The following is a 23,834-nucleotide window of genomic DNA, read 5'->3' on the forward strand; positions in this document are numbered from 1 at the left end:
TCTCAATTGCATTGCAAAGGTAAGTGTTTTTTCCGTGTTCGCAAACAACAGGAGGAAAAAGTGTATGCCTTATAACATTGTTTTAGAGATTAAGCGTCCATTTTACACTTATAAACAAAACAAACCACCAAAGTGCCATAGCACTTTGATGGTTGTCCCCTTTAAACACCTTTAAACAAAATGAAATATAATGCGATTATTTTCTTGCTTCCGCAATGTATGCCAGAGCTTCTTTGCATTTTTCCGTAACATATGTCCAGTCTTCGGCAGCTACTTTGTCACCCGGGAAGAGCTTGGAACCCATGCCTACGCAGAATACGCCTGCCTTTATCCAAGAGGTCAGGTTTTCCTGTGTCGGTTCCACACCGCCGGTTACCATCAGCTTGGACCACGGCATCGGAGCCAACAGGCCTTTTACAAGCTTTGCACCCAGCACGTCACCGGGGAATATCTTGCAGAGATCGCAACCTGCTTCCTGTGCGAAACCCACTTCTGAAACGCTTCCGCATCCCGGAGTATAGGCTACCAGACGACGGTTGCAGATTTTTGCGATTTCGGGGTTGAACAACGGACCTACAATGAAGTTTGCGCCCAATTGCAGATACAATGCAGCTGTGGCAGGGTCTACGATAGAACCTACACCCATTGCCATTTCGGGACATTCTTTGGCTGCGTATTTTACTACTTCCGCAAATACTTCGTGAGCGAAATCACCGCGGTTGGTAAACTCGAATGCACGAACGCCACCCTCATAACAAGCTTTCACTACTTTCTTTGCTACTTCTGCATCTTTGTGGTAGAATACAGGAACCATACCGGTTGAACCAATCTTGTTCAATACGGATATCTTATCAAATTTTGCCATTGATTTATCTACAAATTACAATGTACAATGTACAAATTGCCATACGGATAATTGTACTTAGTACACGAGAACTATTATTTTATATTTACTCTTATCGTTTACTTATCGTTGAACACGACCGCTTGCGTCTCCGCCTGCCAATGCTTCTACTTCTTCAACAGAAACGAGGTTGAAGTCACCGTTGATAGTGTGCTTCAAGGCAGAAGCTGCTACGGCAAATTCGAGGGCAGCGCCTTGGTTGGGCTTCGTCAGCAAACCGTGGATGATACCGCCTGAGAAGGAGTCACCGCCACCTACACGGTCGATGATAGGATTGATGTCGTAACGTTTTGATTCGTAGAACTCTTCGCCGTTGTAAATCATTGCTTTCCAGCCGTTGTGGGTTGCGGAGAATGATTCACGCAGAGTAGAGATTACATATTTGAAACCGAATTCTTTGGCCATTGCCTTGAAGATGCCTTTGTAGCCTTCTGCATCTGTCTTACCGCCTTCTACGTCAGCATCGGGCTTGAAACCGAGGCAGAGTTCGGCGTCTTCTTCGTTGCCGATGCAAACGTCTACGAATTGCATCAACGGTTTCATGATGGACTGGGCTTTTTCTTTTGTCCAAAGTTTCTTACGGAAGTTAAGGTCTACAGACACCGTAACACCATGACGCTTGGCAGCTTCGCATGCCAGACGGGTAAGTTCGGCAGCCTTGTCAGAGATAGCGGGAGTGATGCCTGACCAGTGGAACCAGTCTGCACCTTCCATGATAGCGTCGAAATCGAAATCTGCCGCATCGGCTTCGGCGATTGAAGAATGAGCTCGGTCATAAATCACCTTGCTGGGACGCATAGACGCACCTGTTTCCAGATAATAGATACCTACGCGGTCGCCGCCACGTGCAATGAAGTCTGTCTTTACACCGTACTTGCGCAAAGCGTTCACTGCCGACTGACCGATTTCGTGTTTCGGCAATTTGGTTACAAAGTAAGCATCATGACCGTAGTTGGCGCAGCTGACTGCAACGTTGGCTTCACCGCCACCATATACTACATCAAAAGAATCGGACTGTACAAAACGAGTGTTGCCCGGAGTGGACAGTCTCAACATAATCTCACCTAATGTAACGACTTTCTTTCCCATAATTCTATGTTTTTATTAAATATATGATTAAATTGTTTCTTTCAAATTGTCATATCAGCCCTCATTTAGAGCTTAAACACTTGATTCTATGCAGAGTAAACGAAAACGGGGTTTGTTCTTCATAGCTTTCGTGTGCGGGCACAAAGATACAACAATTTTCGTAATTACAAAAATTGTTATATATTTGTGTCGAAAATATTTAGATTATTATTGTGTACGAGCACAAAAAAACGATGAACAAACCCATGAATACACCGGAAAGAATAAGAATCAAGGACATTGCCAAGATGGCTGACGTGTCGGTGGGAACCGTAGACCGCGTTCTACACGGGCGTAGCGGAGTGTCGGAAGCCAGCCGCAAAAGGGTGGAGGAAATCTTGGAGAAGCTGAACTACCAGCCTAATATGTACGCCAGCGCACTGGCATCCAACAAAAAGTATGCGTTTGCCTGCCTGCTGCCCCAACACGACACCGGCGAATATTGGACGGAAGTGGAAAACGGCATACACGAAGCGCTGACCACTTACTCGGACTTCAACATCACCGTGAAACTGTCGTACTACGACCCCTACGACTACCGCTCCTTTGCCCGGGCAGCCCGCGACATCGTGGAGCTGAAGCCCGATGGCGTGATGTTTGCCCCCACCGCCCCGCAATATACCACGCCTTTCACCAATCAGCTTGAAGAACTGAATATACCTTATATATATATAGACTCCAATATCAAGGAAGCTCCCGCCCTCTCTTTCTTCGGGCAGAATTCGCACCAAAGCGGATACTTTGCCGCACGTATGCTGATGCTGCTTGCCGGCGAGGATGCACAGGAAATCGTCATCTTCCGCAAGATAAACGAGGGCATCGTCGGCTCCAACCAACAGGAACGGAGGGAGGTGGGATTCCGAGAATATATGCGCGAACATCATCCCTCGTGCCGCATCTGGGAACTGGACCTCCATGCCAAACGCGACGGCGAGGATGCACAAATGCTGGATGATTTCTTCCGGGCCCACCCTACCCTGAAGAACGGCATCACCTTCAACTCCAAAGCGTACATCATCGGAGAGTATCTGCAGAAGCATCAAAAGACGGACTTCAACCTCATGGGCTATGACTTGCTGCAACGCAACGTGGACTGCCTGAAACAGGGAAGCATCTTCTTCCTCATCGCCCAGCAACCTACCTTGCAGGGATTTGACGGCATCAAAGCTCTGTGTGATTACCTGATTCTGAAAAAAGAAATCGCAAGGGAGAACTTCATGCCGATTGACTTGCTGACGAAAGAGAATATCGAATATTATTATAACAAATAGAAGGGAAAAACGGTTTATGCCATACAGTGCATCTGTCATTCAGAGCGTAGCGAAGAATCTACTCTCTGCGTGTGCATTAAGAGAAGAGATTCTTCGCTACGCTCTGAATGACAGATAGTATAAACTAATTATGCACATTTACTTAAAAGCAATATAGTGATAAGGCAACAATTGAACAAAACTAATTAAAAAAAACACAGTATATGGAAACAAAGTATTTGAAAATTAACCCTGCCGATAATGTTGCGGTGGCCATTGTTGCACTGCCGGCAGGTGAAAAACTTATAGTAGACGGCAAGGAAATTATCCTGAACGAGGAGGTACCTGCCGGACACAAATTCGCCCTGAAGGACTTTGCGGAAGGCGAAAATGTGATTAAGTACGGCTATCCCATCGGCCATGCCCGCACCGCAAAGAAGCAAGGAGACTGGATGAACGAAAACAATATCCAAACCAACCTTGCCGGCTTGCTGGAATACACCTACAACCCTACCGCAGTAAGTCTGGACATCCCGCACAAGAACCTGACATTCAAAGGTTACCGCCGCAAAAACGGTGACGTGGGTGTGCGCAACGAGATATGGATTATCCCCACAGTGGGCTGCGTAAACGGCATCGTCAACCAACTGGCGGAAGGGCTGCGCCGTGAAACGGACGGCAAAGGCGTGGATGCAATCATGGCGTTTCCGCACAATTACGGCTGTTCGCAGTTGGGCGACGACCACGAGAACACCAAGAAAATCTTGCGCGACATGGTGCTGCACCCCAATGCAGGTGCAGTGCTTGTGGTGGGTCTGGGCTGCGAGAACAACCAGCCGGACGTGTTCCGCGAGTTTTTGGGTGAATATGACTCCGACCGCGTAAAATTCATGGTGACGCAGAAAGTGGGCGATGAATACGAAGAAGGCATGAAGCTGCTGCGCGAACTCTACGGGAAAGCAAGCAAGGACGAACGCGTGGACGTGCCCCTGAGCGAACTGCGCGTAGGTTTGAAATGCGGCGGTTCCGACGGTTTCTCCGGCATCACCGCCAATCCGCTGCTGGGTATGTTCTCCGACTTCCTCATTGCGCAGGGAGGTACGAGCGTACTGACGGAAGTGCCCGAAATGTTCGGCGCCGAAACAATCCTGATGAACCGCTGCCGCAACAAGGAGCTGTTTGAAGAAACTGTGAAACTGATTAACGACTTCAAGGAATATTTCCTCTCACATGGCGAACCGGTAGGCGAAAACCCGTCTCCGGGCAACAAGGCGGGCGGCATCTCCACATTGGAAGACAAAGCTTTGGGATGTACGCAGAAGTGCGGCAAGAGCTACGTGGACGGCGTGCTCCCCTACGGCGAGCGCCTGAAAGTAAAGGGTCTGAACCTGCTTTCCGCACCGGGCAATGACTTGGTTGCAGCTACCGCCCTCGCTTCATGCGGATGCCACATGGTACTGTTCACCACCGGACGCGGAACGCCCTTCGGAACTTATGTGCCGACCATGAAGATTTCCACCAACTCCACCCTCGCCAAGAACAAACCGGGCTGGATTGACTTCAACGCAGGTGTCATCCTCGAAAACGAACCGATGGAGAAGACTTGCGAACGGTTCATCGACTACATTATCCGCGTGGCAAGCGGCGAGTTTGTGAACAACGAGAAGAAAGGGTATAAGGAAATCGCCATCTTCAAGACAGGGGTGACTTTGTAGTATGTCGGCAGATACAAATACTTCTCACAAACAAAAGGGAGGCTGGCGGTCGCTGAGTCCGCTGGCCGTATTCCTTTGCCTATACCTCATCACCTCACTGCTTGTAAACGATTTCTATAAAGTGCCGATTACGGTGGCGTTCCTGCTGTCGTCCTGCTATGCCATCGCCATCACGCGGGGGCTGAAACTGGAACAGCGCATCTACCAGTTCTCCGTGGGCGCAGGCAACAAGAACATATTGCTGATGATATGGATATTCGTGCTTGCCGGAGCCTTTGCCCAAAGCGCCAAGCAGATGGGGGCTATCGACGCCACGGTGAACCTGACCCTGCACATCCTTCCGGACAACCTGCTGCTGGCGGGCATCTTCATTGCCGCCTGCTTCATCTCCCTGTCCATCGGAACAAGCGTGGGGACAATCGTCGCACTGACCCCGGTAGCGGTGGGGCTGGCGGAGAAAACAGGCATCGACCTCCCCTACATGGTTGCCATCGTGGTGGGCGGTTCGTTCTTCGGAGACAACCTCTCGTTCATATCGGACACCACGATTGCATCTACCAAGACGCAGGACTGCGTGATGCGGGACAAGTTTAAAGTGAACTTTATGATTGTAGTACCTGCCGCACTGATTGTATTGGGCATCTACATCTTTCAAGGGCTGTCCCTCTCCGCCGCTCCGCAGATACAGGAGATTGAATGGATAAAGGTAATCCCCTACCTCATCGTACTGGGTACGGCAATAGCCGGAATGAACGTGATGCTCGTACTGCTGCTCGGCATCTTCTCTACCGGCATCATCGGACTGTTCACCGGAACGGGCTTCTTCGACTGGTTCGGCGCCATGGGAACGGGCATCACCGGCATGGGCGAACTTATCATCATCACCCTGCTGGCAGGCGGAATGCTGGAAACAATCCGCTACAACGGCGGCATAGACTTCATCATCGCCCGCCTCACCCGCCACGTCACCGGCAAGCGGGGCGCGGAACTGAGCATAGCCGCACTGGTAAGCGTCGCCAATCTTTGCACCGCCAACAACACCATCGCCATCATCACCACCGGGCCCATCGCCAAAGATATAGCCAAACGCTTCCATCTGGACCGCCGGAAAACGGCAAGCATACTCGATACATTCTCCTGCCTCATTCAAGGCATCATCCCCTACGGCGCGCAAATGCTGATAGCCGCAGGGCTGGCAAGCATTTCGCCCCTCAGCATCATAGGCAACCTGTACTATCCGTTCTGCATGGGCGCCTTCGCCATACTTGCCATATTAATGAGGTATCCGAGGAGATATTCGGGAGGGGAGTGAAGAATGAAGAATGGGGGATGAAAGCAAATAATTCATCATTCATGATTCAAAATCCAAAATATTATCCTACCTTTGCACCCGCTATTACGAGTTAGTAGCATAATTCAAATCATTAACTAAAAACATTTTAATTAAATGGCAACAAAAATCAGATTGCAAAGACATGGACGTAAAAGCTACGCTTTCTACTCTATCGTAATTGCAGACGTAAGAGCACCACGTGATGGTAAATTTATTGAGAAGATTGGTACTTACAATCCTAACACCAATCCTGCCACAGTAGATTTGAAATTTGACCGCGCACTTGACTGGGTATTGAAAGGTGCACAACCTACCGACACTGTTCGCAACATCCTCTCTCGTGAAGGCGTTTACATGAAGAAACACCTCCTTGGCGGTGTAACAAAAGGCGCATTCGGCGAAGCTGAAGCTGAAGCTAAATTCGAAGCATGGAAGAACAACAAACAAAGCGGTTTGGCTGCTCTGAAAGCAAAAGACGAAGAAGCTAAGAAGGCTGAAGCCAAAGCACGTCTGGAAGCTGAAAAGAAAGTAAACGAAGTGAAAGCTAAGGCTTTGGCTGAAAAGAAAGCTGCTGAAGAAGCTGCTAAGGCCGCTGCCGAAGCACCTGCAGAAACAGAAGCCACTGAAGCTCCTGCCGAAGAAGCTCCCGCTGCAGAAGCTGCTGCTGAATAAAAAAGAAGCACAGCCCCCCCCTTGTGAAAAAGGGACAAAAAACATAAAATCCTCATTGGTTGCACCGATGGGGATTTTTTATTATTATCTTTGCCGCTACAAATTATTTATTTAATGAAAAAAGCAATGAAAAAATTAACTTACCTGCTCGCTGTCGCTGCCATATTTGCAGCCTGTAACAGCGGAAACAAAGGTTACACCGTAACCGGAACAGTAGAAGGTGCAACCGATGGCGACACCGTTTATCTGCAAACCGTAGAAGGCCGCCAACTCGTAAAACTCGATTCCGCAGTCATCACCAACGGAACCTTCACCTTCAAGGGAACGCAGGACAGCGCAGTCAACCGATATATCACGTGCCAACCCTCCGGAAAAGAAGGTGTGCTGATAGACTTCTTCCTTGAAAACGGAAAAATCAACATCAAACTGACTTCCGGTGAAGGCGACTCCGCCACCGGTACAGCCAACAACGACATCTACCAAGGCATCCGTGACAAGCAAAACGAACTGAACAGACAGATGAACGTCATCTACCAGTCCATGTCCGACACCATCCTGACGGATGAACAACGCGAAGCCAAAGCCAAGCAGATGAATGACTTGGAGGAACAATATGTCACCGTCGCCAAAGAGGGAATCAAGCGAAACATCGATAATACGGTAGGAGTATTCCTGCTCAAGAAGAACCATTACTACATGGACGTGGAAGAGCTTGACCCGCTGATGTCGCAAATTCCCGCAACATACAGCAACGACGAAACCATCATCCGCATCAAGGAGAACGTAGAAAAAATGAAAGCTACTGCCGTAGGCAAGAAGTTTACGGACTTTGAAATGCAGACTCCCGAAGGCAAGACCGTAAAACTGTCCGACTACGTAGGAAAGGGCAAAACCGTGCTCGTAGACTTCTGGGCAAGCTGGTGCGGACCCTGCCGCCGCGAAATGCCGAATCTGGTGGAAGCCTATGCCAAGTACAAGAATAAGAATTTCGAAATCGTCGGCGTTTCCTTAGACCAAAGCGGCGACTCTTGGAAGGAAGCCATCAAGAAACTGAACATCACTTGGCCGCAAATGTCCGACCTGAAATACTGGAACTGCGAAGGCGCCAAGTTGTATGCCGTAAGTAGCATTCCGCATACTGTACTGATTGACGGTGACGGAATTATCCTTGCACGCGGCCTGCATGGCGAGGAACTGCAAGAAAAGCTGGCTGAGGTGCTCAAGTAAGTAAGAAGCAAAGAGCCGGTAAGAGTATAGGACAAAGGGTGTGCTGAAGCCCGAATTGGCACATCATTCTGTCATTCTGAACGGAGTGAAGAATCTCTTCTCCTTACATATAAGGGAGGAGATTCTTCGTCGCAAGCTCCTCTGAATGACAGAATGATGTGCCAATTCGGGCTTTAACATATCCTTTGTTGTTTTGCAACCACGCAGCTCAACGACCGAAACCACGCAGCTCAACAGTCACAACGTGCGTGCTCAGAGACACCGAAGTGTGTGCTTGGACGCAGTGGCGTGCGTGCTCGGACTCGATGACGTGCGTGCTCGGACTCGTGTTCAGACAGAGAAGATACGGTCTGCCATATCCTTGCCCAGCTCCACTGTTTTCCACTGTTTTGCTTCGTCCTCCGCCGAGGGATTAAGAAGATTGTCCGCATCGGGCAGACAGAGCGTCAAGTGCTTTACGGGTATATAATTCAGGACTTCTTCTATTTTTGCCTGCAATTCATCCAGCTCCTCTTCATCGGGATAATAAGAGAGCACGAAGCCGAAAACCGCTTCCCGCTCGTGTACAAACCACAACAGGCGGCTGCGGTCGCAAATTCCGCAATCATAATTCAAGAAATAGGCATCCGCGCCATGCAGCCGTATCAGCATGTCCGTTGCGGCATGGAAAGCCACGAACAAGCCTTCGGGACGCTCGCGCAACACCCGGTTGTTGAGACGGGCGGCTTCATCGGTCAGCATGGACTTGATGCCCTCAAACTGCACATAGCGGCAACCTGCCTCATAAAGCCCTTCCAACAACGTCCTATAAGCCACAGCCAAATCATCCAGCAATACATTCAAGTCCGGATAAACAGACTTCAAACACTCGGCTTCCGTTTCGCGGAGAATACGCATCAACAGCTTGCCGGGCGAAGGCATATGCTGTTTGGGCAGCACGTCTTCCGCAGCGTTCTGTGCCAGAAACGCAAAATCTTCCAGAACCGGATGATGAAGCAAACCGATCCTGCCTGTCACCTCCAGCCGGCCATCGGACGAAGAATCGGCATCGCTTTTACAGCGGACTCCCTCCCAGCCTTCCAAAAAATCATAGCTCCGAAAACCGCCGTCCGTTACTACCTTTATGCCTTCCGACCTCAAACGCTCCATCAAATTACGAATCTCCGCATCTTCTACGGCTCGCAATGCTTGCAGGCTGATTTGCCCGTCTTTATATTCCTTCCTTGCATCCTGCAACGCAGAAGGTACACACAATGTACCTGCAATATCGACCTTGAAAGGTGGAAATATCTTTCCCATATTCACACTCCTTTTTACCTGATAATAATTAGAAATTCAAGACTTTGCCACATCTCGCGAATGACAAAGAGTAGCAAATATAGCCAAAGTATTTGAAAAAACAGCAAGTGAAATCCCTATTTCTCATTGTCCGTCTTGAAATAGATTGACACACAATGGCATACAAAATTACCAATAACGTACAACTAAAGACAATCTGAAAAACAGAAAGTTTTCCATTCTACAAAAGACTATATTTGATTATCAGTAGATTAACCATTTTTAATCCAACAAAAGTTTTCCAAAAGTGAAAACATAAAGAAAACTGTAATACCTTTGTTTCGCAATTAATCCCTATTATTAAAATCTAAAAATACTATCAATTATGATACAAACGGTACTCAAGCGTGACGGACGCGTCGTCGGCTTCAACGAAGAGAAAATAGTAACTGCCATCCGCAAAGCCATGCTCCATACCGACAAGGGGGAAGATATGCAGCTGATACGCCAAATCACCGACCACATCTCCTTTAAAGGCGATGCCCAAATGACGGTGGAAGCCATTCAGGATTTGGTGGAAATGGAACTGATGAAAAGCAGCCGCAAGGATGTCGCCCAAAAGTACATCGCCTACCGCAACCAACGCAGCATTGCCCGCAAGGCAAAGACACGCGATATGTTCTTGGAAATCATCAACATCAAATCCAACGACATCACCCGCGAAAACGCCAACATGAATGCCGACACACCGGCAGGCATGATGATGAAATTTGCCAGCGAAACCACCAAACCGTTTGTGGACGACTATCTTCTGAGCGAGGAAGTGCTGGATGCCGTCAGCCACAACTACCTGCACATCCACGACAAGGATTATTACCCCACCAAGAGCCTGACGTGCGTACAGCATCCGCTGGACCGCATCCTTACGTACGGTTTCTCTGCCGGGCATGGAGAATCGCGCCCGGCAAAACGCATCGAGACAGCCAGCATCTTGGGATGTATCTCACTGGAAACCGCCCAGAACGAGATGCACGGCGGACAGGCCATTCCCGCATTCGACTTCTACCTCGCTCCCTACGTGCGCAACAGCTATATCGAAGAGATAAAGAATCTGGAGGAACTGAACGGCAAGGATTATTCGCATCTCTACCGGAAGGAACTGACGGATTATCTGCAACACCCGCTGGACGGACTGACCGATGATCGCCGCATCGTCCAGCACGCCGTAAACAAGACCGTAGCCCGCGTGCACCAGTCTATGGAAGCGTTCATCCACAACATGAACACGATACACTCGCGCGGCGGAAACCAAGTGGTGTTCAGCTCCATCAACTACGGAACGGACACCTCCGCCGAGGGCCGCTGCATCATCCGCGAACTGCTGAAAAGCACTTATCAGGGTGTGGGAAACGGTGAAACGGCCATCTTCCCCATTCAGATATGGAAAAAGAAACGCGGCGTAAGCTACCTGCCCGAAGACCGCAACTACGACCTCTACCAACTCGCCTGCAAAGTCACCGCACGCCGTTTCTTCCCGAACTTCCTGAACTTGGACGCCACCTTTAACCGAAGCGACGACTGGAAAGCCGACGACCCCAAACGCTATGAGCACGAGGTTGCCACCATGGGATGCCGCACACGTGTGTTTGAAAACCGTTTCGGCCCGAAAACATCCATCGGACGCGGAAACATTTCTTTCTCTACCATCAACATTGTCCGCCTTGCCATAGAGTGCATGGACATAGCGGACAAGGAGCAACGCATCGCCCGCTTCTTTGCCAAGCTGGATGCCATGCTCGACACCACCGCACGCCAGCTTCACGAACGTATGGAGTTCCAAAAAACGGCATTTGCCAAACAGTTCCCTCTGTTGATGTCCGCTTTGTGGATAGGCTGCGACAAACTAAAACCGAACGATGACATTTCGTCCGTAATCAACCAAGGTACGCTGGGCATCGGTTTCATCGGTCTGGCAGAATGTCTGGTGGCGCTTTTGGGCAAGCACCACGGAGAGTCGGAAGAGGCTCAGGAACTGGGAATAAAAATCGTAACTTATATGCGCGACCGCGCCAACCAGTTCTCCGACCGATACCAGCATAACTACAGCGTGCTGGCCACCCCCGCCGAGGGTCTGTCGGGCAAGTTCACACGTGTAGACCGCAAGAAATTCGGCTGCTTACCGGGCATTACGGACCGTGATTACTACACCAACTCCAACCACGTGCCCGTGTACTACAAGTGCAGCGCCCGCCATAAAGCGGAAATCGAAGCCCCCTACCACGACCTGACCCGCGGCGGACACATCTTCTATGTGGAGATGGACGGCGATGCCACCCACAACCCCGAAGTCATTATGCGCGTAGTGGATATGATGGACCGGTACAACATAGGCTACGGCTCGGTGAACCATAACCGCAACCGCTGTCTGGAATGCGGGTACGAAAACTCTACCGCCGACTTGGAGGCTTGCCCCAAATGCGGCAGCACCCATATCGATAAACTGCAACGCATCACCGGCTACTTGGTGGGAACCACCGACCGCTGGAACCAAGCCAAACTTGCCGAACTGAACGACAGAGTAGTACATGGAAATGAAGAATGAAGAATTTAAACAATGCTTTCCATTCTCGACATATTAGAAGATACTACGGTGGACGGTCCCGGTTTCCGTACCGCCATCTATGCAGCCGGATGTCCCAACGGATGTCCGGGCTGCCACAATCCGGAGTCGTGGGACATCAACCGCGGACGCTGGATGAGTACCGATGAAATACTGCAAAAGGTGCTTGCCGATAACTTTGCAGACGTAACCTTCAGCGGGGGCGACCCGATGTATCAACCCGAAGGCTTCACCGAACTGGCACACGCCATCAAGAAGCAAAGCCGGAAAAACATCTGGTGCTACACCGGATACACCTTTGAATCATTGTTGCGCAATCCCCGACAAGCTAAACTGCTGGAGTATATCGACGTACTGGTGGACGGCAAATTCAAGAAAGAGCTGCGCGACGAAGACCTCTACTTCCGTGGCAGCAGAAACCAACGGCTGATTGATGTGCAGGCTTCACTGAAAGCAAACGAAATTGTAAGTTACCGGTACAATCCGGGCATTTAATGAATATTTTTTCTACATTTGTAGCCGCTAAAAAAATCTATAACGAGATACTGCAACCGTGAAACAAAAACAATTTTACAGACAGACGATACGCTTCCGCCGTTGGAGCAGGAAGGCTTATGCCGCATTTGCCAGTATAGGCAAATGTGTCACCATCGGCTGCCTGCGCAAGAACGTTGCCGACAGCTCGCTGCGGAAACAAGATGCGGTGCAGACTATCCCCTATTTTATTCATACCATGACTATTGACGAATTGAAAGCCCGGGTATTGGCAGGCATAGACATATCGCCCGACCAAGCCGCCTGGCTGGCGAATACCGCCGACCGTGAAGCGCTTTATGCCGCTGCACACGAGATTACCACAAAGTGCGCACAGCGCGAGTTTGATATGTGCTCCATCATCAACGCCAAGTCGGGACGTTGCCCCGAAAACTGCAAATGGTGCGCACAATCAGCCCACTACCACACCAAGGCCGACATCTACGACCTGCTCCCCGCAGAAGAATGCCTCAAACAGGCGCAATACAATGAACGGCAGGACATCAACCGTTTCTCCCTCGTCACCAGCGGCCGAAAACCCTCTTCCCGACAGATGGAACAACTTTGCGATACGGCACGCCATATGCGCCGCCACTCCTCCATACAGTTGTGCGCTTCCCTGGGACTATTGAACGAAAAAGAGTTGCGCGACCTGCACGATGCCGGCATCACACGCTACCATTGCAACCTGGAAACAGCCCCTTCCTTCTTCCCCACCCTGTGCAGCACGCACACGCAAGAGGACAAACTGCGTACGCTGCAAGCTGCCCGCAACGCAGGTATGGACATCTGCAGCGGCGGCATCATAGGCATGGGCGAAAGTATGGAGCAACGCATTGAATTTGCTTTTACACTGAAAGAACTGGGAGTGCAGTCCATCCCCATCAATTTGCTCAGTCCCATTCCGGGCACTCCGCTGGAAAACCGTCCGCCGCTGACGGAAGAAGAAGTACTGGTTACAATCGCCCTCTTCCGCTTCATTAATCCCACCGCCTACCTCCGTTTTGCCGGCGGGCGTTCGCAACTAAGCAAGGAGGCGGTGAAAAAGTCTCTTTATATAGGTATCAATTCGGCCATCGTGGGCGACTTGCTGACTACACTCGGCTCTAAAGTTTCCGAAGACAAGAAACTGATAGAAGAAGCCGGGTATGAGTTTTGCGGTTCGCAGTTCGACCGCGAGCATCTGTGGCATCCTTATACTTCGACCACCAATCCTCTGCCTGTATATAAGGTGAAGCAAGCGGACGGAGCTACGATTACGCTGGAAAGCGGACAGACATTGATAGAGGGAATGTCCTCTTGGTGGTGCGCCGTACACGGCTATAATCATCCGGTACTGAACCGGGCGGCAACGGAGCAGCTCGGCAAAATGTCGCACGTCATGTTCGGAGGACTGACGCACGATCCCGCCATCGAACTGGGAAAACTGCTGCTGCCGTTAGCACCGCCTTCCATGCAGAAGATATTCTATGCAGATTCAGGCTCGGTTGCCGTGGAAGTGGCTCTGAAAATGGCAGTGCAGTATTGGTATGCCAAAGGCAAGGCAAAGAAAAACAATTTTGTTACCATACGAAGCGGCTATCACGGAGATACATGGAATGCCATGTCGGTATGCGACCCGGTGACGGGGATGCACTCACTGTTCGGCTCGGCATTGCCTGTGCGGTATTTTGTTCCGCAACCCCGCTCACGGTTCGACGGAGAATGGAATCCGGAAGACATTCTCCCGCTGAAAGAAATCATAGAACAGCATGACGATGAACTGGCAGCCCTGATACTGGAACCGATAGTGCAGGGTGCGGGCGGAATGTGGTTCTATCATCCGCAGTATCTGCGCGAAGCGGCAAAGCTATGCCGGAAGCACGGTCTGCTGCTTGTCTTTGATGAAATAGCAACAGGGTTCGGACGTACCGGAAAGCTGTTTGCATGGGAGCACGCAGGAGTAGAGCCGGACATCATGTGCATAGGCAAGGCTATGACGGACGGCTACATGACGCTTTCCGCCGTACTGGCAACCAACGAAGTGGCAGACAGTATCTCGAATCATGCTCCGGGAGCCTTTATGCACGGACCTACCTTCATGGGAAACCCGCTGGCGTGTGCCGTAGCCTGCGCATCGGTGGGCTTGCTCACATCTCCCGAATATAATTGGCAGAAGAAAGTGGCACGTATCGAAGCGCAGTTAAAGCGAGAACTGGAACCCGCACGGCAACTGCCGCAAGTAGCCGATGTGCGGATACTCGGAGCCATCGGTGTCATAGAAACCCGAAAACCGGTAGATATGGCATGGATGCAACGACGATTCGTAGAAGAAGGCATCTGGGTACGTCCGTTCGGCAGGCTGGTTTATCTGATGCCTCCGTTCATCATTGAACCGGAACAGCTCAGCACTCTGACAAAAGGGTTGATTAAGATTGTAGAAGAAATGAAATAAGTAAGTATTGAAATTTAATTTACATCAAGAACGATAATCCGAAAATGAACACAATACATGAAATGCAGCAAGAGCTGCAACTCCTTGAAGCGCACAGCAATCTGCGCCGCCTGCCCGAAATGGTGCACGACGGAAGGGAGGTCATCGTGAGCGGTAAACGAATGCTGAACCTGTCGTCCAACGACTACTTGGGACTGGCATCCGACCGTACATTGCGCGAAGAATTCCTCCGCACTCTCACCCCCGACACCTTCCTGCCCACCTCCTCCTCCTCCCGACTGCTGACGGGAAACTTCAGTGTGTACGAAGAACTGGAAGCCGAACTGTCACACCTTTTCGGCACGGAAGCCGCATTGGTCTTCAATAGCGGCTATCATGCCAACACCGGCATTCTGCCTGCCGTGAGCGATGCACAAACGCTGATACTTGCCGACAAGCTCGTCCATGCCAGCCTGATTGACGGTATCCGCCTTTCGGCTGCCAAGTGCATCCGTTACCGCCACAACGACCTGAAGCAATTGGAACGGTTGCTGAAAGAGCATCACACCGCCTATCGCCAAATCATCATCGTCACCGAAAGCATCTTCAGCATGGACGGCGACCAAGCGGATTTGCAAACCTTAGTAGAATTAAAACACCGATATGACAATGTACTGCTCTATGTAGACGAAGCACACGCCTTTGGCGTACGCGGCAAGCAAGGATTGGGATGTGCCGAGGAAGGCGGCTGCATCCGCGATGTTGACTTTCTCGTCGGTACATTCGGAAAGGCGGCTGCATCCGTAGGCGCCTACATTGTATGCAAAAAGGTGGTGCGGGAATATCTCGTAAACCATATGCGCACTCTCATCTTCACCACCGGACTGCCCCCAGTAAACATTGCCTGGACGCTGTTCGTTGTACGCAGGCTGGCTGATATGCAGGAACGGCGCGAGCATTTGGCCAATATCAGCCGAATGCTCCGCGAAGCTTTGCAGGAGCATGGCTACGAATGCCCCAGCACCAGCCATATCGTCCCGATGGTAGTCGGACCAAGCGCAGACACTATCCTACGGGCGGAAGCATTGCAACGGCACGGTTTCTATGCCCTGCCCGTCCGTCCGCCGACAGTGCCGGAAGGAACGTCACGCATCCGCTTTTCGCTGACAGCGGAAATCAGAAAAGAAGAGATAGAAGAACTAAAAAAACACTTAACCGTTCATACTTAAACTTAATAATCCCGACACTATCGGTCATTAAAAAAAAACGATGAAACAAGTTTATATCATACACGAAAATCATCCGAAGCTGTTATTGCTGTTTGCCGGCTGGGCAGCGGATGAAACTCCCTTCAAGCAATACCTCCCCAAAGGTATGGACTACATGATTTGCTACGACTACCGCACACTCGATTTCGACAAATCCATCTTCGACCGCTATCGGCAAATAAATGTGGTAGCTTGGTCTATGGGAGTTTGGGCAGGCTCTATCATACTCAGTCAAGTCCGTCAGGACAACATTCTCAGTATAGCTTTCAATGGAAGTACATACCCCATTGATAACTTAGAAGGCATTCCCTTGCAAACTTATCAAGCTACTCTTGACGGTCTTACTCCCGTCTCACTTCAAAAATTTCTGCGCCGTATGTGCAAAGACAGTAACGCTTACAAGGCATTCATGGAAATAACTCCCCGACGGAACTTCGATGAAATAAAGGAAGAGTTAAGACTCATTCAGGAGCAATACTTCGAGATGCGTGGAGACATAAGAAACAACATATACGACGAAGCCGCCGAGGATAAGTTCAGTGAGTATTATGATATGTACAGATACCAATACGACTATACCTTTATCGGCAGTAACGACCGGATATTTCCACCTGAGAATTTGAAGCTCAACGGCAACGGCCCGATGGAGGGTGTCGTAGTCGTGACCGACAGCGCACACTATGACGAAGCCATGTTCCGCTTTCTGCTGCAAGATATGTGGGAAATGCCTGTTGATGACTTTCTATACAAACTTAAGAAGATGGACATCTGACAAGAAACAACAGAAAATGACTGACAACGCCATTCAATCCGTTGACAAAGCGCTCGTTGCCAAGCGCTTTGCCCATGCACGAAATACATACAGCCGTGAAGCCCGCGTGCAGCAACAAGTAGCGGAAAAGATGCTGCGCCTGCTAATGGAGCACACCGGTGCTGCTACCGCCGTGCATAACAGTACCGACCCTGCACAAAGCCGCCTCCGCAACATCCACCCCTTTCGCCATATCGCGGAATTCGGATGCGGCACGGGATGCTATTCCCGCTTGCTGCTCCATACCCTGCAACCGGAAACTCTGCTGCTCAACGACCTGTGTCCCGAAATGGAAGAATGTATAAAGGATATTTTCAATCAGAACAGTAAAGGCTATGTCAGCTTCCTGCCCTGTGATGCGGAAGTCCTCGATTTTCCACAAGGAACGGACTTGATTACTTCTTGCTCCACGCTGCAATGGTTTGCCGACACGAAACGTTTCTTCGCCCGATGCCACCGTTTTTTATCTGACGACGGTATTCTTGCATTCAGTACATTCGGCAAGAAAAATATGCAAGAAATTCATACTCTGACAGGACATGGGCTGGAGTATCTGCCTCTTGAAAATCTGCAAGCTTTGCTATCACCCCATTTCGAAATCCTTTACGCCGGAGAAGAGATTGTCTCCCTGCCTTTCGATACTCCGCTCGAAGTGTTGCAGCACCTTAAACAAACCGGAGTGACCGGCACCGAAAAGAGAATTTGGACTCGCGGGCACCTGCAAAACTTCTGCAATGAGTATATCCGAATGTGTGGCAATGCAGACCATAGCGTTTCGTTGACTTATCACCCGATTTATGTGATTGCCAAAAAGAAAAAGAATTAAAGTACAACTACCTATGTTTAACCATTCATATAAGATATAAAGAAGTATGAAACCAGCTATCTATTTCATCAGCGGCATTGATACCGATGCCGGAAAAAGCTATTGCACCGCTTGGTATGCCAAACAGCTATCCCAAAACGGGCAGCTTGTAATCACTCAAAAGTTTATTCAAACCGGAAACACCGGTCATTCCGAAGACATCGACCTGCACCGCCGTATCATGGGTACAGGCTATCTGCCCGAAGATGAAGAAGGACTCACCATGCCCGAAATCTTTTCCTATCCCTGCTCTCCCCACCTTGCGGCACGCATTGACAACCGCCCTATCGACTTCTGCAAAATAGAGCATGCCACACAGGAACTTGCCCGCCGTTACGACATCGTACTGGTGGAAGGAGCCGGCGGTCTCATGGTTCCTTTGACTGAAGAATACCTCACCATTGACTACGTTGCCGAGAAGAACTACCCGCTTATTTTCGTTACATCCGGGAAATTGGGCAGCATCAATCATACTTTACTGAGTTTGGAAGCCATTAAGCATCGGGGAATTATACTTGATACGGTATTGTACAACCTTTATCCCACGGTAGAGGACAAGACCATACAAAACGACACGATGCAGTACATACGGGACTATCTCTCCAAACATTTCCCCGGAACGAAGTTTGAGGTAGTACCGGAAATAAATAATCAGCCTTAAACCATGTAATCTGTGGTGAATTTTGTAACTTTGCACGTTATAAAACGTCATACGACACATGGAAGCATTTACATTCGATACAACTGAAAAGATATTGCTCGCAGCGACGGGAACTCTTTTTATTATTCAAGCCCTTTATTACTTTTGTCTGTACAACCGTATTCATTTACGTAATCGTGCCGTAAAACGGAACAATGTACACTTCTCACAAGAGTTCCCCCCTGTATCGGTCATTATCTGCGCCCGGGAAGAATCCGAGAACCTGCGCCGCAACCTGACCGCTATTCTTGAACAGGACTATCCGCAGTTTGAAGTGATTGTTATCAACGATGGCAATACGGATGAAAGCGAGGATTACCTGACCCTGCTGGAAGAGAAATATCCACATCTCTATCATAGTTTCGTTCCCGACTCTTCCCGCTATATCAGTAGGAAGAAACTTGCCGTAACCCTCGGCATCAAAGCAAGCAAATATGACTGGCTCGTCTTTACCGAAGCCAATTGTTGCCCGCAAAGTAACCAATGGCTGCGTCTGCTGGCACGCAACTTCACCTCACGTACGCAAGTTGTTCTGGGATATAGCGGCTACGAACGCGGCAAAGGCTGGTTGCACAAGCGGGTAGCATTCGACAATCTTTTCACTTCCATGCGCTATCTCGGCTTTGCACTTGCAGGCAGCCCCTATATGGGTATCGGGCGTAACCTTGCCTACCGCAAGGAAGTATTCTACCGGGAGAAAGGTTTCTCCGCACATCTCAATCTCCAACGCGGTGACGACGATTTGTTTATCAACCATATAGCTACTGCCGAGAATACTCGCGTAGAAACAGATGCAGATGCCATCGTGCGTATGCAACCCGTACTCCGCACTAAGGACTGGCGTGAGGAAAAGATAAGTTACGCATCTACCGCCCGGCTCTATCATGGCGCACAACGATGGTTGGCTGGATTGGAAACCACTACCCGTCTGGCATTCTATGTATCATGGCCGGCTATGCTTGTGACAGGCATACTGAACTACCACTGGTTGGCAGCCGGTATTGCACCTCTTTTATGGATACTCCGCTTCGTATTACAGGCAATCATCATCAACAAGACCGCAAAGGATTTGAACGACCAACGCAGATACTATTGGTCGCTGCCTGTATTTGATGTGCTTCAACCTCTGCAATCTCTTCGTTGGAAACTCTATTGCCTGTTTAGAAAGAAAAGCGGATTTCTGAGGAAGTAGATTTATTTACTCGTAACGCATGGAATTTGCCGGATGAATGCGCGTGATAAGATATGACGGCCCCAGCAACATGATAAGTGAAGCTAACAGCGTGCCAACGTTCAGTAACAAGAAAATCCAGATATTGAAAGAAACGGGAACAGTATCCATATAGTAAGTTTCCGGATCGAGCCGGAATAACCCTGACCATTTCTGGATAAAATAGAATGCCAACCCTATCGCATTGCCCCACAACATACCCTTTCCGATAAGGAACACTGCCAACCAAAGGAATAGTTTGCGGATAGTGAAATTATTAGCGCCAAGAGATTTCAGAACACCAATCATCGAAGTACGTTCAATGATAATTATCAACAGTCCAGAAACCATTGTAAAGCCGGCAACTCCTATCATCAGAATAAGGATAACCCATATATTGACGTCCAGAATGCCCAACCATGCAAAAATCTGCGGATTGAGTTGCTCCACATTCAGCACACAGTATTCTGCACCGTAAGGGTCTGGCTGTCGACTTACTTCATCAGATATCCGGTAGGTTGTTTCTTCCAGTTTGTCGTAATCATGCAGTTCCAGTTCCACTCCGCTCACTTGGTCGGACTTCCATTTGTTCAGACGGTTCACCAAACACAAATCGGTAAGAAGGAACAGATTATCGTATTCGGAAAAGTTTGTCTGATAGATGCCGACAATCGTCAAACGACGGGCGCGTACATCATCCTGTATATAATAGGTATCTATTTTATCACCAAGTTTCAGCTTCATTTTATCGGCTATCACCTTCGAAATGACTACACGATTGGTGGAAGCCGAGTCGCTGAACTGAGGAAACTCTCCCTCTACCAAATGGCGGCGAAAGAAAGAGATGTCATATTCAGGTCCTATCCCTTTCAACACCATCCCCTGAAAAGCATCGGCTGTCTTTATCATACCCGGCTTTGTGGAATAGCGCTGCACTTGCTTCACCTCAGGATTATCTATGAGGGCAGCAATCATACTGTCCGTCACAGCTATAGGGCGGGTTTCAAAGGAACGCGCCGCATCCGCATTGCTAATCTGGATATGAGAGCCGAACCCTATTATCTTATCGCGCACCTCGCTCTTGAAACCGATTATCACCGACACGGCAATAATCATTACCGCCAACCCGATAGCAACACCGGCAGTTGCTATCAGTACGGCAGGACGGGAAACTTGTTTTCCGATATCACCTTCGCTGTAAATACGATGAGCGAGAAATAAGGATAAAGACATCTTTTTCTATTATTCCGTACGACCCGGATAGGCTTCAAGCGCTTTGGAAAGCACAAATAACGCACGGGTCAAATCTTCTTTCTTCAATACATAGGCTATGCGGACCTCATTACGACCGGAACCCGGTGTTGTATAGAAGCCGGAAGCCGGAGCCATGAAAACTGTCTGCCCTTCGTACTCAAATTCGGAAAGACACCATGCACAGAATTTGTCTGAATCATCTACGGGCAGTTTGGCTACGGTATAAAACGCTCCCATAGGAATAGGTGAATATACGCCGGGGATACGGTTCAGACCGTCAATCAGGCATTTACGACGTTCTACATATTCATCGTAAGTATCACGCAAATAGTCTTCTCCCGCATCCAAAGATGCTTCGGCTGCAATCTGACCTATCAACGGCGGACTTAAACGCGCCTGGCAGAACTTCATAACAGCATCTCGTATCTCCTTGTTTTTCGTTATCAGCGCACCGATACGAATACCGCATTCCGAGTAACGCTTGGATACGGAATCAATCAGCACTACGTTATTCTCAATACCTTCCAGGTGACAGGCTGAAATATAGGAAGAACCCGTATAGATAAACTCACGATACACTTCGTCGGAAAAGAGGAAAAGGTCATACTTCTTCACGAGGTCGCGTATCTGGTTCATTTCGCGACGGGTATACAGATAACCGGTAGGGTTATTGGGATTACAAATCAAAATAGCACGTGTGCGGTCATTTATCAGTTCCTCAAATTTTTCTACTTTAGGCAGTGAGAAGCCCTCTTCTATAGTCGTTGCAATCGTGCGGATTTTAGCGCCTGCAGAAATGGCAAACGCCATATAGTTGGCATAAGCCGGTTCCGGCACAATAATCTCATCACCCGGATTAAGGCATGCCATAAAGGAGAACAATACAGCCTCCGAACCGCCGGAAGTAATGATAATATCATCGGCAGTGAGCTTGATGTTATATTTATCGTAATATCCCACCAATTTCTCACGATAGCTACGATAGCCCGCACTGGGACTGTACTCCAATACCTTACGGTCAATATTGCGAATGGCATCAATTGCGACTTGCGGTGTGGGCAGGTCAGGTTGTCCGATATTGAGATGGAATACATGGACGCCCCTTTGTTTGGCTGCATCTGCCAAAGGAGCCAGCTTTCTGATAGGAGATGCAGGCATCTCCATTCCGCGAATAGAAATTGTTGGCATGAGTATTTTATATCATTTTATCATTTAAGTCGCAAATGTAGTGATTTATTTGATACTAAAGGGAAGCTAAGACATAAAAACTTTAAAAACCTTATCTATATTAAAAACACTATGCTATTTAAAAAGATTCTTGTACCTTTGAAATAGTAAACAAATAGACAACTACAGCTGTTTCATCATAAACCAACATTAAAATAGTAAGTAATACCATGGTCATCAACCTAATAACTTTTGCTTCACTGTTACATAAGCAAGCATCTGTTCGCAGTTCCCATGAAATAATATTGACTGAGTTGGAAAAATACTTCACCGTCAATTTTATAGATTATCAAGATATCAACAAACTGGCTCCCGATGATTTCAGTATCCTGTTCATCGCCACCGGTGGAGTGGAACGGTTGGTTATCCAACATTTCGAAGCCCTTCCCCGCCCCGCCATTATACTGGCAGACGGTATGCAGAACTCACTTGCCGCCGCCCTCGAAATATCATCATGGCTGCGCGGACGAGGAATGAAAAGCGAAATTCTTCATGGCGAATTGTCCGAAATCATTAAACGCATTTTTGTACTGCACAGTAATTTCATGGCACAACGCAGTCTCTTCGGAATGCGTATCGGTGTAATAGGTACTCCGTCAAGCTGGCTCATTGCCAGCAATGTAGATTATCTTCTTGCCAAACGCCGCTGGGGAGTGGAATATACGGATGTATCACTGGACCGCATTTATGAATACTACAATCAAATCACCGATGACGAAGTAGGCGAAGCGTGCGCCCGCCTTGCAGGAAAAGCACTTGCCTGCCGGGAAGCGTCACCCGAAGATATGATAAAAGCCATGCGCCTGTATCGCTCTATACGGAAAGTGGTGGATGAAGACCGTTTGAGCGCACTTACCTTAAGTTGTTTCCGTCTGATAGAGCAGACGGGCACCACCGGTTGCCTGGCACTCTCCATGTTGAATGATGAAGGCATCATTGCCGGATGTGAAGGTGACTTGCAGTCTGTATTCACCATGCTCGCCGCCAAAGTGCTTACCGGGAAATCTACTTTCATGGCCAACCCGTCCATGATTAATGCACGCACCAACGAAATTATACTGGCGCATTGTACAATTGGTGTAGCACAGACAGAACAATTCATTATTCGCAATCACTTTGAAACGGAAAGCGGCATTGGCATACAGGGAATATTGCCCACCGGAGACGTGACAATCGTAAAGTGTGGCGGCGAATGCCTTGATGAATATTACCTCGGTACGGGTACGTTGACCGAAAACACTAACTACATCAATATGTGCCGTACGCAGGTACGCATAAAGATGAATACTTCAGCGGAATATTTTCTAAGAAATCCTTTGGGGAATCATCACATCATGCTACATGGCAATTACGAACAAGTGATTGATGAATTCCTGCAGTCCAACGGATGCAAGAGAATAGAATAAGGCTTTAACCGGAGTGCGA

At 49.0% G+C, this 23,834-nt stretch carries 19 protein-coding genes; 14 read left to right on the top strand and 5 right to left on the bottom strand.

What is annotated here, in order from left to right; genetic code table 11:
• Positions 1-196: 196 nt before the first annotated feature.
• Entirely contained in the window at positions 197-865 is a 669-nt protein-coding gene (locus tag KG118_RS13205) for a bifunctional 4-hydroxy-2-oxoglutarate aldolase/2-dehydro-3-deoxy-phosphogluconate aldolase (protein WP_117712458.1), read from the bottom strand.
• Positions 866-967: 102 nt separating this feature from the next.
• Entirely contained in the window at positions 968-1,993 is a 1,026-nt protein-coding gene (locus KG118_RS13210; protein WP_117712457.1) for a sugar kinase, read from the bottom strand.
• Between the two features lie 233 nt (positions 1,994-2,226).
• On the opposite strand from KG118_RS13210, the gene KG118_RS13215 reads away from it, so the two are divergent.
• The 5 genes from KG118_RS13215 (at position 2,227) to KG118_RS13235 (ending at position 8,229) form a co-directional block, all read left to right on the top strand.
• Positions 2,227-3,303: a LacI family DNA-binding transcriptional regulator gene (locus tag KG118_RS13215; protein WP_233514908.1), complete on the top strand. Its 1,077-nt coding sequence runs from the start codon at positions 2,227-2,229 to the stop codon at positions 3,301-3,303.
• 203 nt (positions 3,304-3,506) lie between these two features.
• A complete protein-coding gene (locus tag KG118_RS13220) occupies positions 3,507-4,997 on the top strand; it encodes a UxaA family hydrolase (protein ID WP_117712455.1) in 1,491 nt (496 codons plus the stop codon).
• 1 nt (position 4,998) lies between these two features.
• Positions 4,999-6,309: a Na+/H+ antiporter NhaC family protein gene (locus tag KG118_RS13225; protein WP_117712453.1), complete on the top strand. Its 1,311-nt coding sequence runs from the start codon at positions 4,999-5,001 to the stop codon at positions 6,307-6,309.
• 135 nt (positions 6,310-6,444) lie between these two features.
• Positions 6,445-7,002, top strand: a complete 558-nt coding sequence (locus KG118_RS13230) for a 30S ribosomal protein S16 (RefSeq protein ID WP_117712451.1) — start codon at positions 6,445-6,447, stop codon at positions 7,000-7,002.
• A 126-nt stretch (positions 7,003-7,128) separates the two neighbouring features.
• Entirely contained in the window at positions 7,129-8,229 is a 1,101-nt protein-coding gene (locus KG118_RS13235) for a redoxin domain-containing protein (protein ID WP_117712530.1), read from the top strand.
• Between the two features lie 330 nt (positions 8,230-8,559).
• Here KG118_RS13235 and KG118_RS13240 read toward each other — a convergent pair whose 3' ends face one another.
• Positions 8,560-9,528, bottom strand: a complete 969-nt coding sequence (locus tag KG118_RS13240) for a uroporphyrinogen decarboxylase/cobalamine-independent methonine synthase family protein (RefSeq protein WP_117712449.1) — start codon at positions 9,526-9,528, stop codon at positions 8,560-8,562.
• Positions 9,529-9,892: 364 nt separating this feature from the next.
• Here KG118_RS13240 and KG118_RS13245 point away from each other — a divergent pair, with 364 nt between their 5' ends.
• The 8 genes from KG118_RS13245 (at position 9,893) to KG118_RS13280 (ending at position 19,910) form a co-directional block, all read left to right on the top strand.
• Complete coding sequence (locus KG118_RS13245; RefSeq protein ID WP_117712447.1) at positions 9,893-12,109, top strand: anaerobic ribonucleoside triphosphate reductase; 2,217 nt, start codon at positions 9,893-9,895, stop codon at positions 12,107-12,109.
• A 12-nt stretch (positions 12,110-12,121) separates the two neighbouring features.
• The gene (gene nrdG / locus KG118_RS13250; RefSeq protein ID WP_117712444.1) at positions 12,122-12,622 is read left to right on the top strand and encodes an anaerobic ribonucleoside-triphosphate reductase activating protein; all 501 of its coding nucleotides are present in this window, start codon (positions 12,122-12,124) and stop codon (positions 12,620-12,622) included.
• A gap of 238 nt (positions 12,623-12,860) precedes the next feature.
• On the top strand, positions 12,861-15,095 hold the full coding sequence (bioA, locus tag KG118_RS13255) for an adenosylmethionine--8-amino-7-oxononanoate transaminase (RefSeq protein ID WP_233514910.1): 2,235 nt from the start codon (positions 12,861-12,863) through the stop codon (positions 15,093-15,095).
• Between the two features lie 44 nt (positions 15,096-15,139).
• Complete coding sequence (locus KG118_RS13260; protein WP_117712439.1) at positions 15,140-16,303, top strand: 8-amino-7-oxononanoate synthase; 1,164 nt, start codon at positions 15,140-15,142, stop codon at positions 16,301-16,303.
• Between the two features lie 40 nt (positions 16,304-16,343).
• On the top strand, positions 16,344-17,114 hold the full coding sequence (locus KG118_RS13265; RefSeq protein ID WP_117712437.1) for a pimeloyl-ACP methyl esterase BioG family protein: 771 nt from the start codon (positions 16,344-16,346) through the stop codon (positions 17,112-17,114).
• 16 nt (positions 17,115-17,130) lie between these two features.
• Positions 17,131-17,979, top strand: a complete 849-nt coding sequence (bioC, locus tag KG118_RS13270) for a malonyl-ACP O-methyltransferase BioC (RefSeq protein ID WP_117712528.1) — start codon at positions 17,131-17,133, stop codon at positions 17,977-17,979.
• A 46-nt stretch (positions 17,980-18,025) separates the two neighbouring features.
• Positions 18,026-18,679, top strand: coding sequence for a dethiobiotin synthase (gene bioD, locus KG118_RS13275; protein ID WP_117712434.1), 654 nt, complete (start codon positions 18,026-18,028; stop codon positions 18,677-18,679).
• Between the two features lie 58 nt (positions 18,680-18,737).
• Positions 18,738-19,910 carry a glycosyltransferase gene (locus KG118_RS13280; RefSeq protein ID WP_117712431.1) on the top strand — a complete coding sequence of 391 codons (1,173 nt, stop codon included), beginning with the start codon at positions 18,738-18,740 and terminating at the stop codon, positions 19,908-19,910.
• 6 nt (positions 19,911-19,916) lie between these two features.
• On the opposite strand, the gene KG118_RS13285 is transcribed toward KG118_RS13280, so the two are convergent.
• Positions 19,917-21,161: an ABC transporter permease gene (locus KG118_RS13285; protein ID WP_117712430.1), complete on the bottom strand. Its 1,245-nt coding sequence runs from the start codon at positions 21,159-21,161 to the stop codon at positions 19,917-19,919.
• Between the two features lie 9 nt (positions 21,162-21,170).
• Entirely contained in the window at positions 21,171-22,370 is a 1,200-nt protein-coding gene (locus KG118_RS13290; RefSeq protein ID WP_117712427.1) for a pyridoxal phosphate-dependent aminotransferase, read from the bottom strand.
• A gap of 209 nt (positions 22,371-22,579) precedes the next feature.
• Between KG118_RS13290 and KG118_RS13295 the strand changes: the two genes are divergently transcribed.
• Positions 22,580-23,815: a fucose isomerase gene (locus KG118_RS13295; RefSeq protein WP_117712425.1), complete on the top strand. Its 1,236-nt coding sequence runs from the start codon at positions 22,580-22,582 to the stop codon at positions 23,813-23,815.
• Positions 23,816-23,834: the final 19 nt, after the last annotated feature.

Origin of the sequence: Bacteroides propionicigenes, assembly GCF_018390535.1 — a bacterium.
Taxonomy (GTDB): Bacteria; Bacteroidota; Bacteroidia; order Bacteroidales; family Bacteroidaceae; genus Bacteroides; species Bacteroides propionicigenes.

Excerpts from the sequence above, each read along its gene's own strand:
- KG118_RS13205 (WP_117712458.1), bottom strand. The coding sequence starts at position 865 with ATGGCAAAATTTGATAAGATATCCGTATTGAACAAGATTGGTTCAACC.
- KG118_RS13210 (WP_117712457.1), bottom strand. The coding sequence starts at position 1,993 with ATGGGAAAGAAAGTCGTTACATTAGGTGAGATTATGTTGAGACTGTCC.
- KG118_RS13215 (WP_233514908.1), top strand. The coding sequence starts at position 2,227 with ATGAACAAACCCATGAATACACCGGAAAGAATAAGAATCAAGGACATT.
- KG118_RS13220 (WP_117712455.1), top strand. The coding sequence starts at position 3,507 with ATGGAAACAAAGTATTTGAAAATTAACCCTGCCGATAATGTTGCGGTG.
- KG118_RS13225 (WP_117712453.1), top strand. The coding sequence starts at position 4,999 with ATGTCGGCAGATACAAATACTTCTCACAAACAAAAGGGAGGCTGGCGG.
- KG118_RS13230 (WP_117712451.1), top strand. The coding sequence starts at position 6,445 with ATGGCAACAAAAATCAGATTGCAAAGACATGGACGTAAAAGCTACGCT.
- KG118_RS13235 (WP_117712530.1), top strand. The coding sequence starts at position 7,129 with ATGAAAAAATTAACTTACCTGCTCGCTGTCGCTGCCATATTTGCAGCC.
- KG118_RS13240 (WP_117712449.1), bottom strand. The coding sequence starts at position 9,528 with ATGGGAAAGATATTTCCACCTTTCAAGGTCGATATTGCAGGTACATTG.
- KG118_RS13245 (WP_117712447.1), top strand. The coding sequence starts at position 9,893 with ATGATACAAACGGTACTCAAGCGTGACGGACGCGTCGTCGGCTTCAAC.
- nrdG (WP_117712444.1), top strand. The coding sequence starts at position 12,122 with ATGCTTTCCATTCTCGACATATTAGAAGATACTACGGTGGACGGTCCC.
- bioA (WP_233514910.1), top strand. The coding sequence starts at position 12,861 with ATGACTATTGACGAATTGAAAGCCCGGGTATTGGCAGGCATAGACATA.
- KG118_RS13260 (WP_117712439.1), top strand. The coding sequence starts at position 15,140 with ATGAACACAATACATGAAATGCAGCAAGAGCTGCAACTCCTTGAAGCG.
- KG118_RS13265 (WP_117712437.1), top strand. The coding sequence starts at position 16,344 with ATGAAACAAGTTTATATCATACACGAAAATCATCCGAAGCTGTTATTG.
- bioC (WP_117712528.1), top strand. The coding sequence starts at position 17,131 with ATGACTGACAACGCCATTCAATCCGTTGACAAAGCGCTCGTTGCCAAG.
- bioD (WP_117712434.1), top strand. The coding sequence starts at position 18,026 with ATGAAACCAGCTATCTATTTCATCAGCGGCATTGATACCGATGCCGGA.
- KG118_RS13280 (WP_117712431.1), top strand. The coding sequence starts at position 18,738 with ATGGAAGCATTTACATTCGATACAACTGAAAAGATATTGCTCGCAGCG.
- KG118_RS13285 (WP_117712430.1), bottom strand. The coding sequence starts at position 21,161 with ATGTCTTTATCCTTATTTCTCGCTCATCGTATTTACAGCGAAGGTGAT.
- KG118_RS13290 (WP_117712427.1), bottom strand. The coding sequence starts at position 22,370 with ATGCCAACAATTTCTATTCGCGGAATGGAGATGCCTGCATCTCCTATC.
- KG118_RS13295 (WP_117712425.1), top strand. The coding sequence starts at position 22,580 with ATGGTCATCAACCTAATAACTTTTGCTTCACTGTTACATAAGCAAGCA.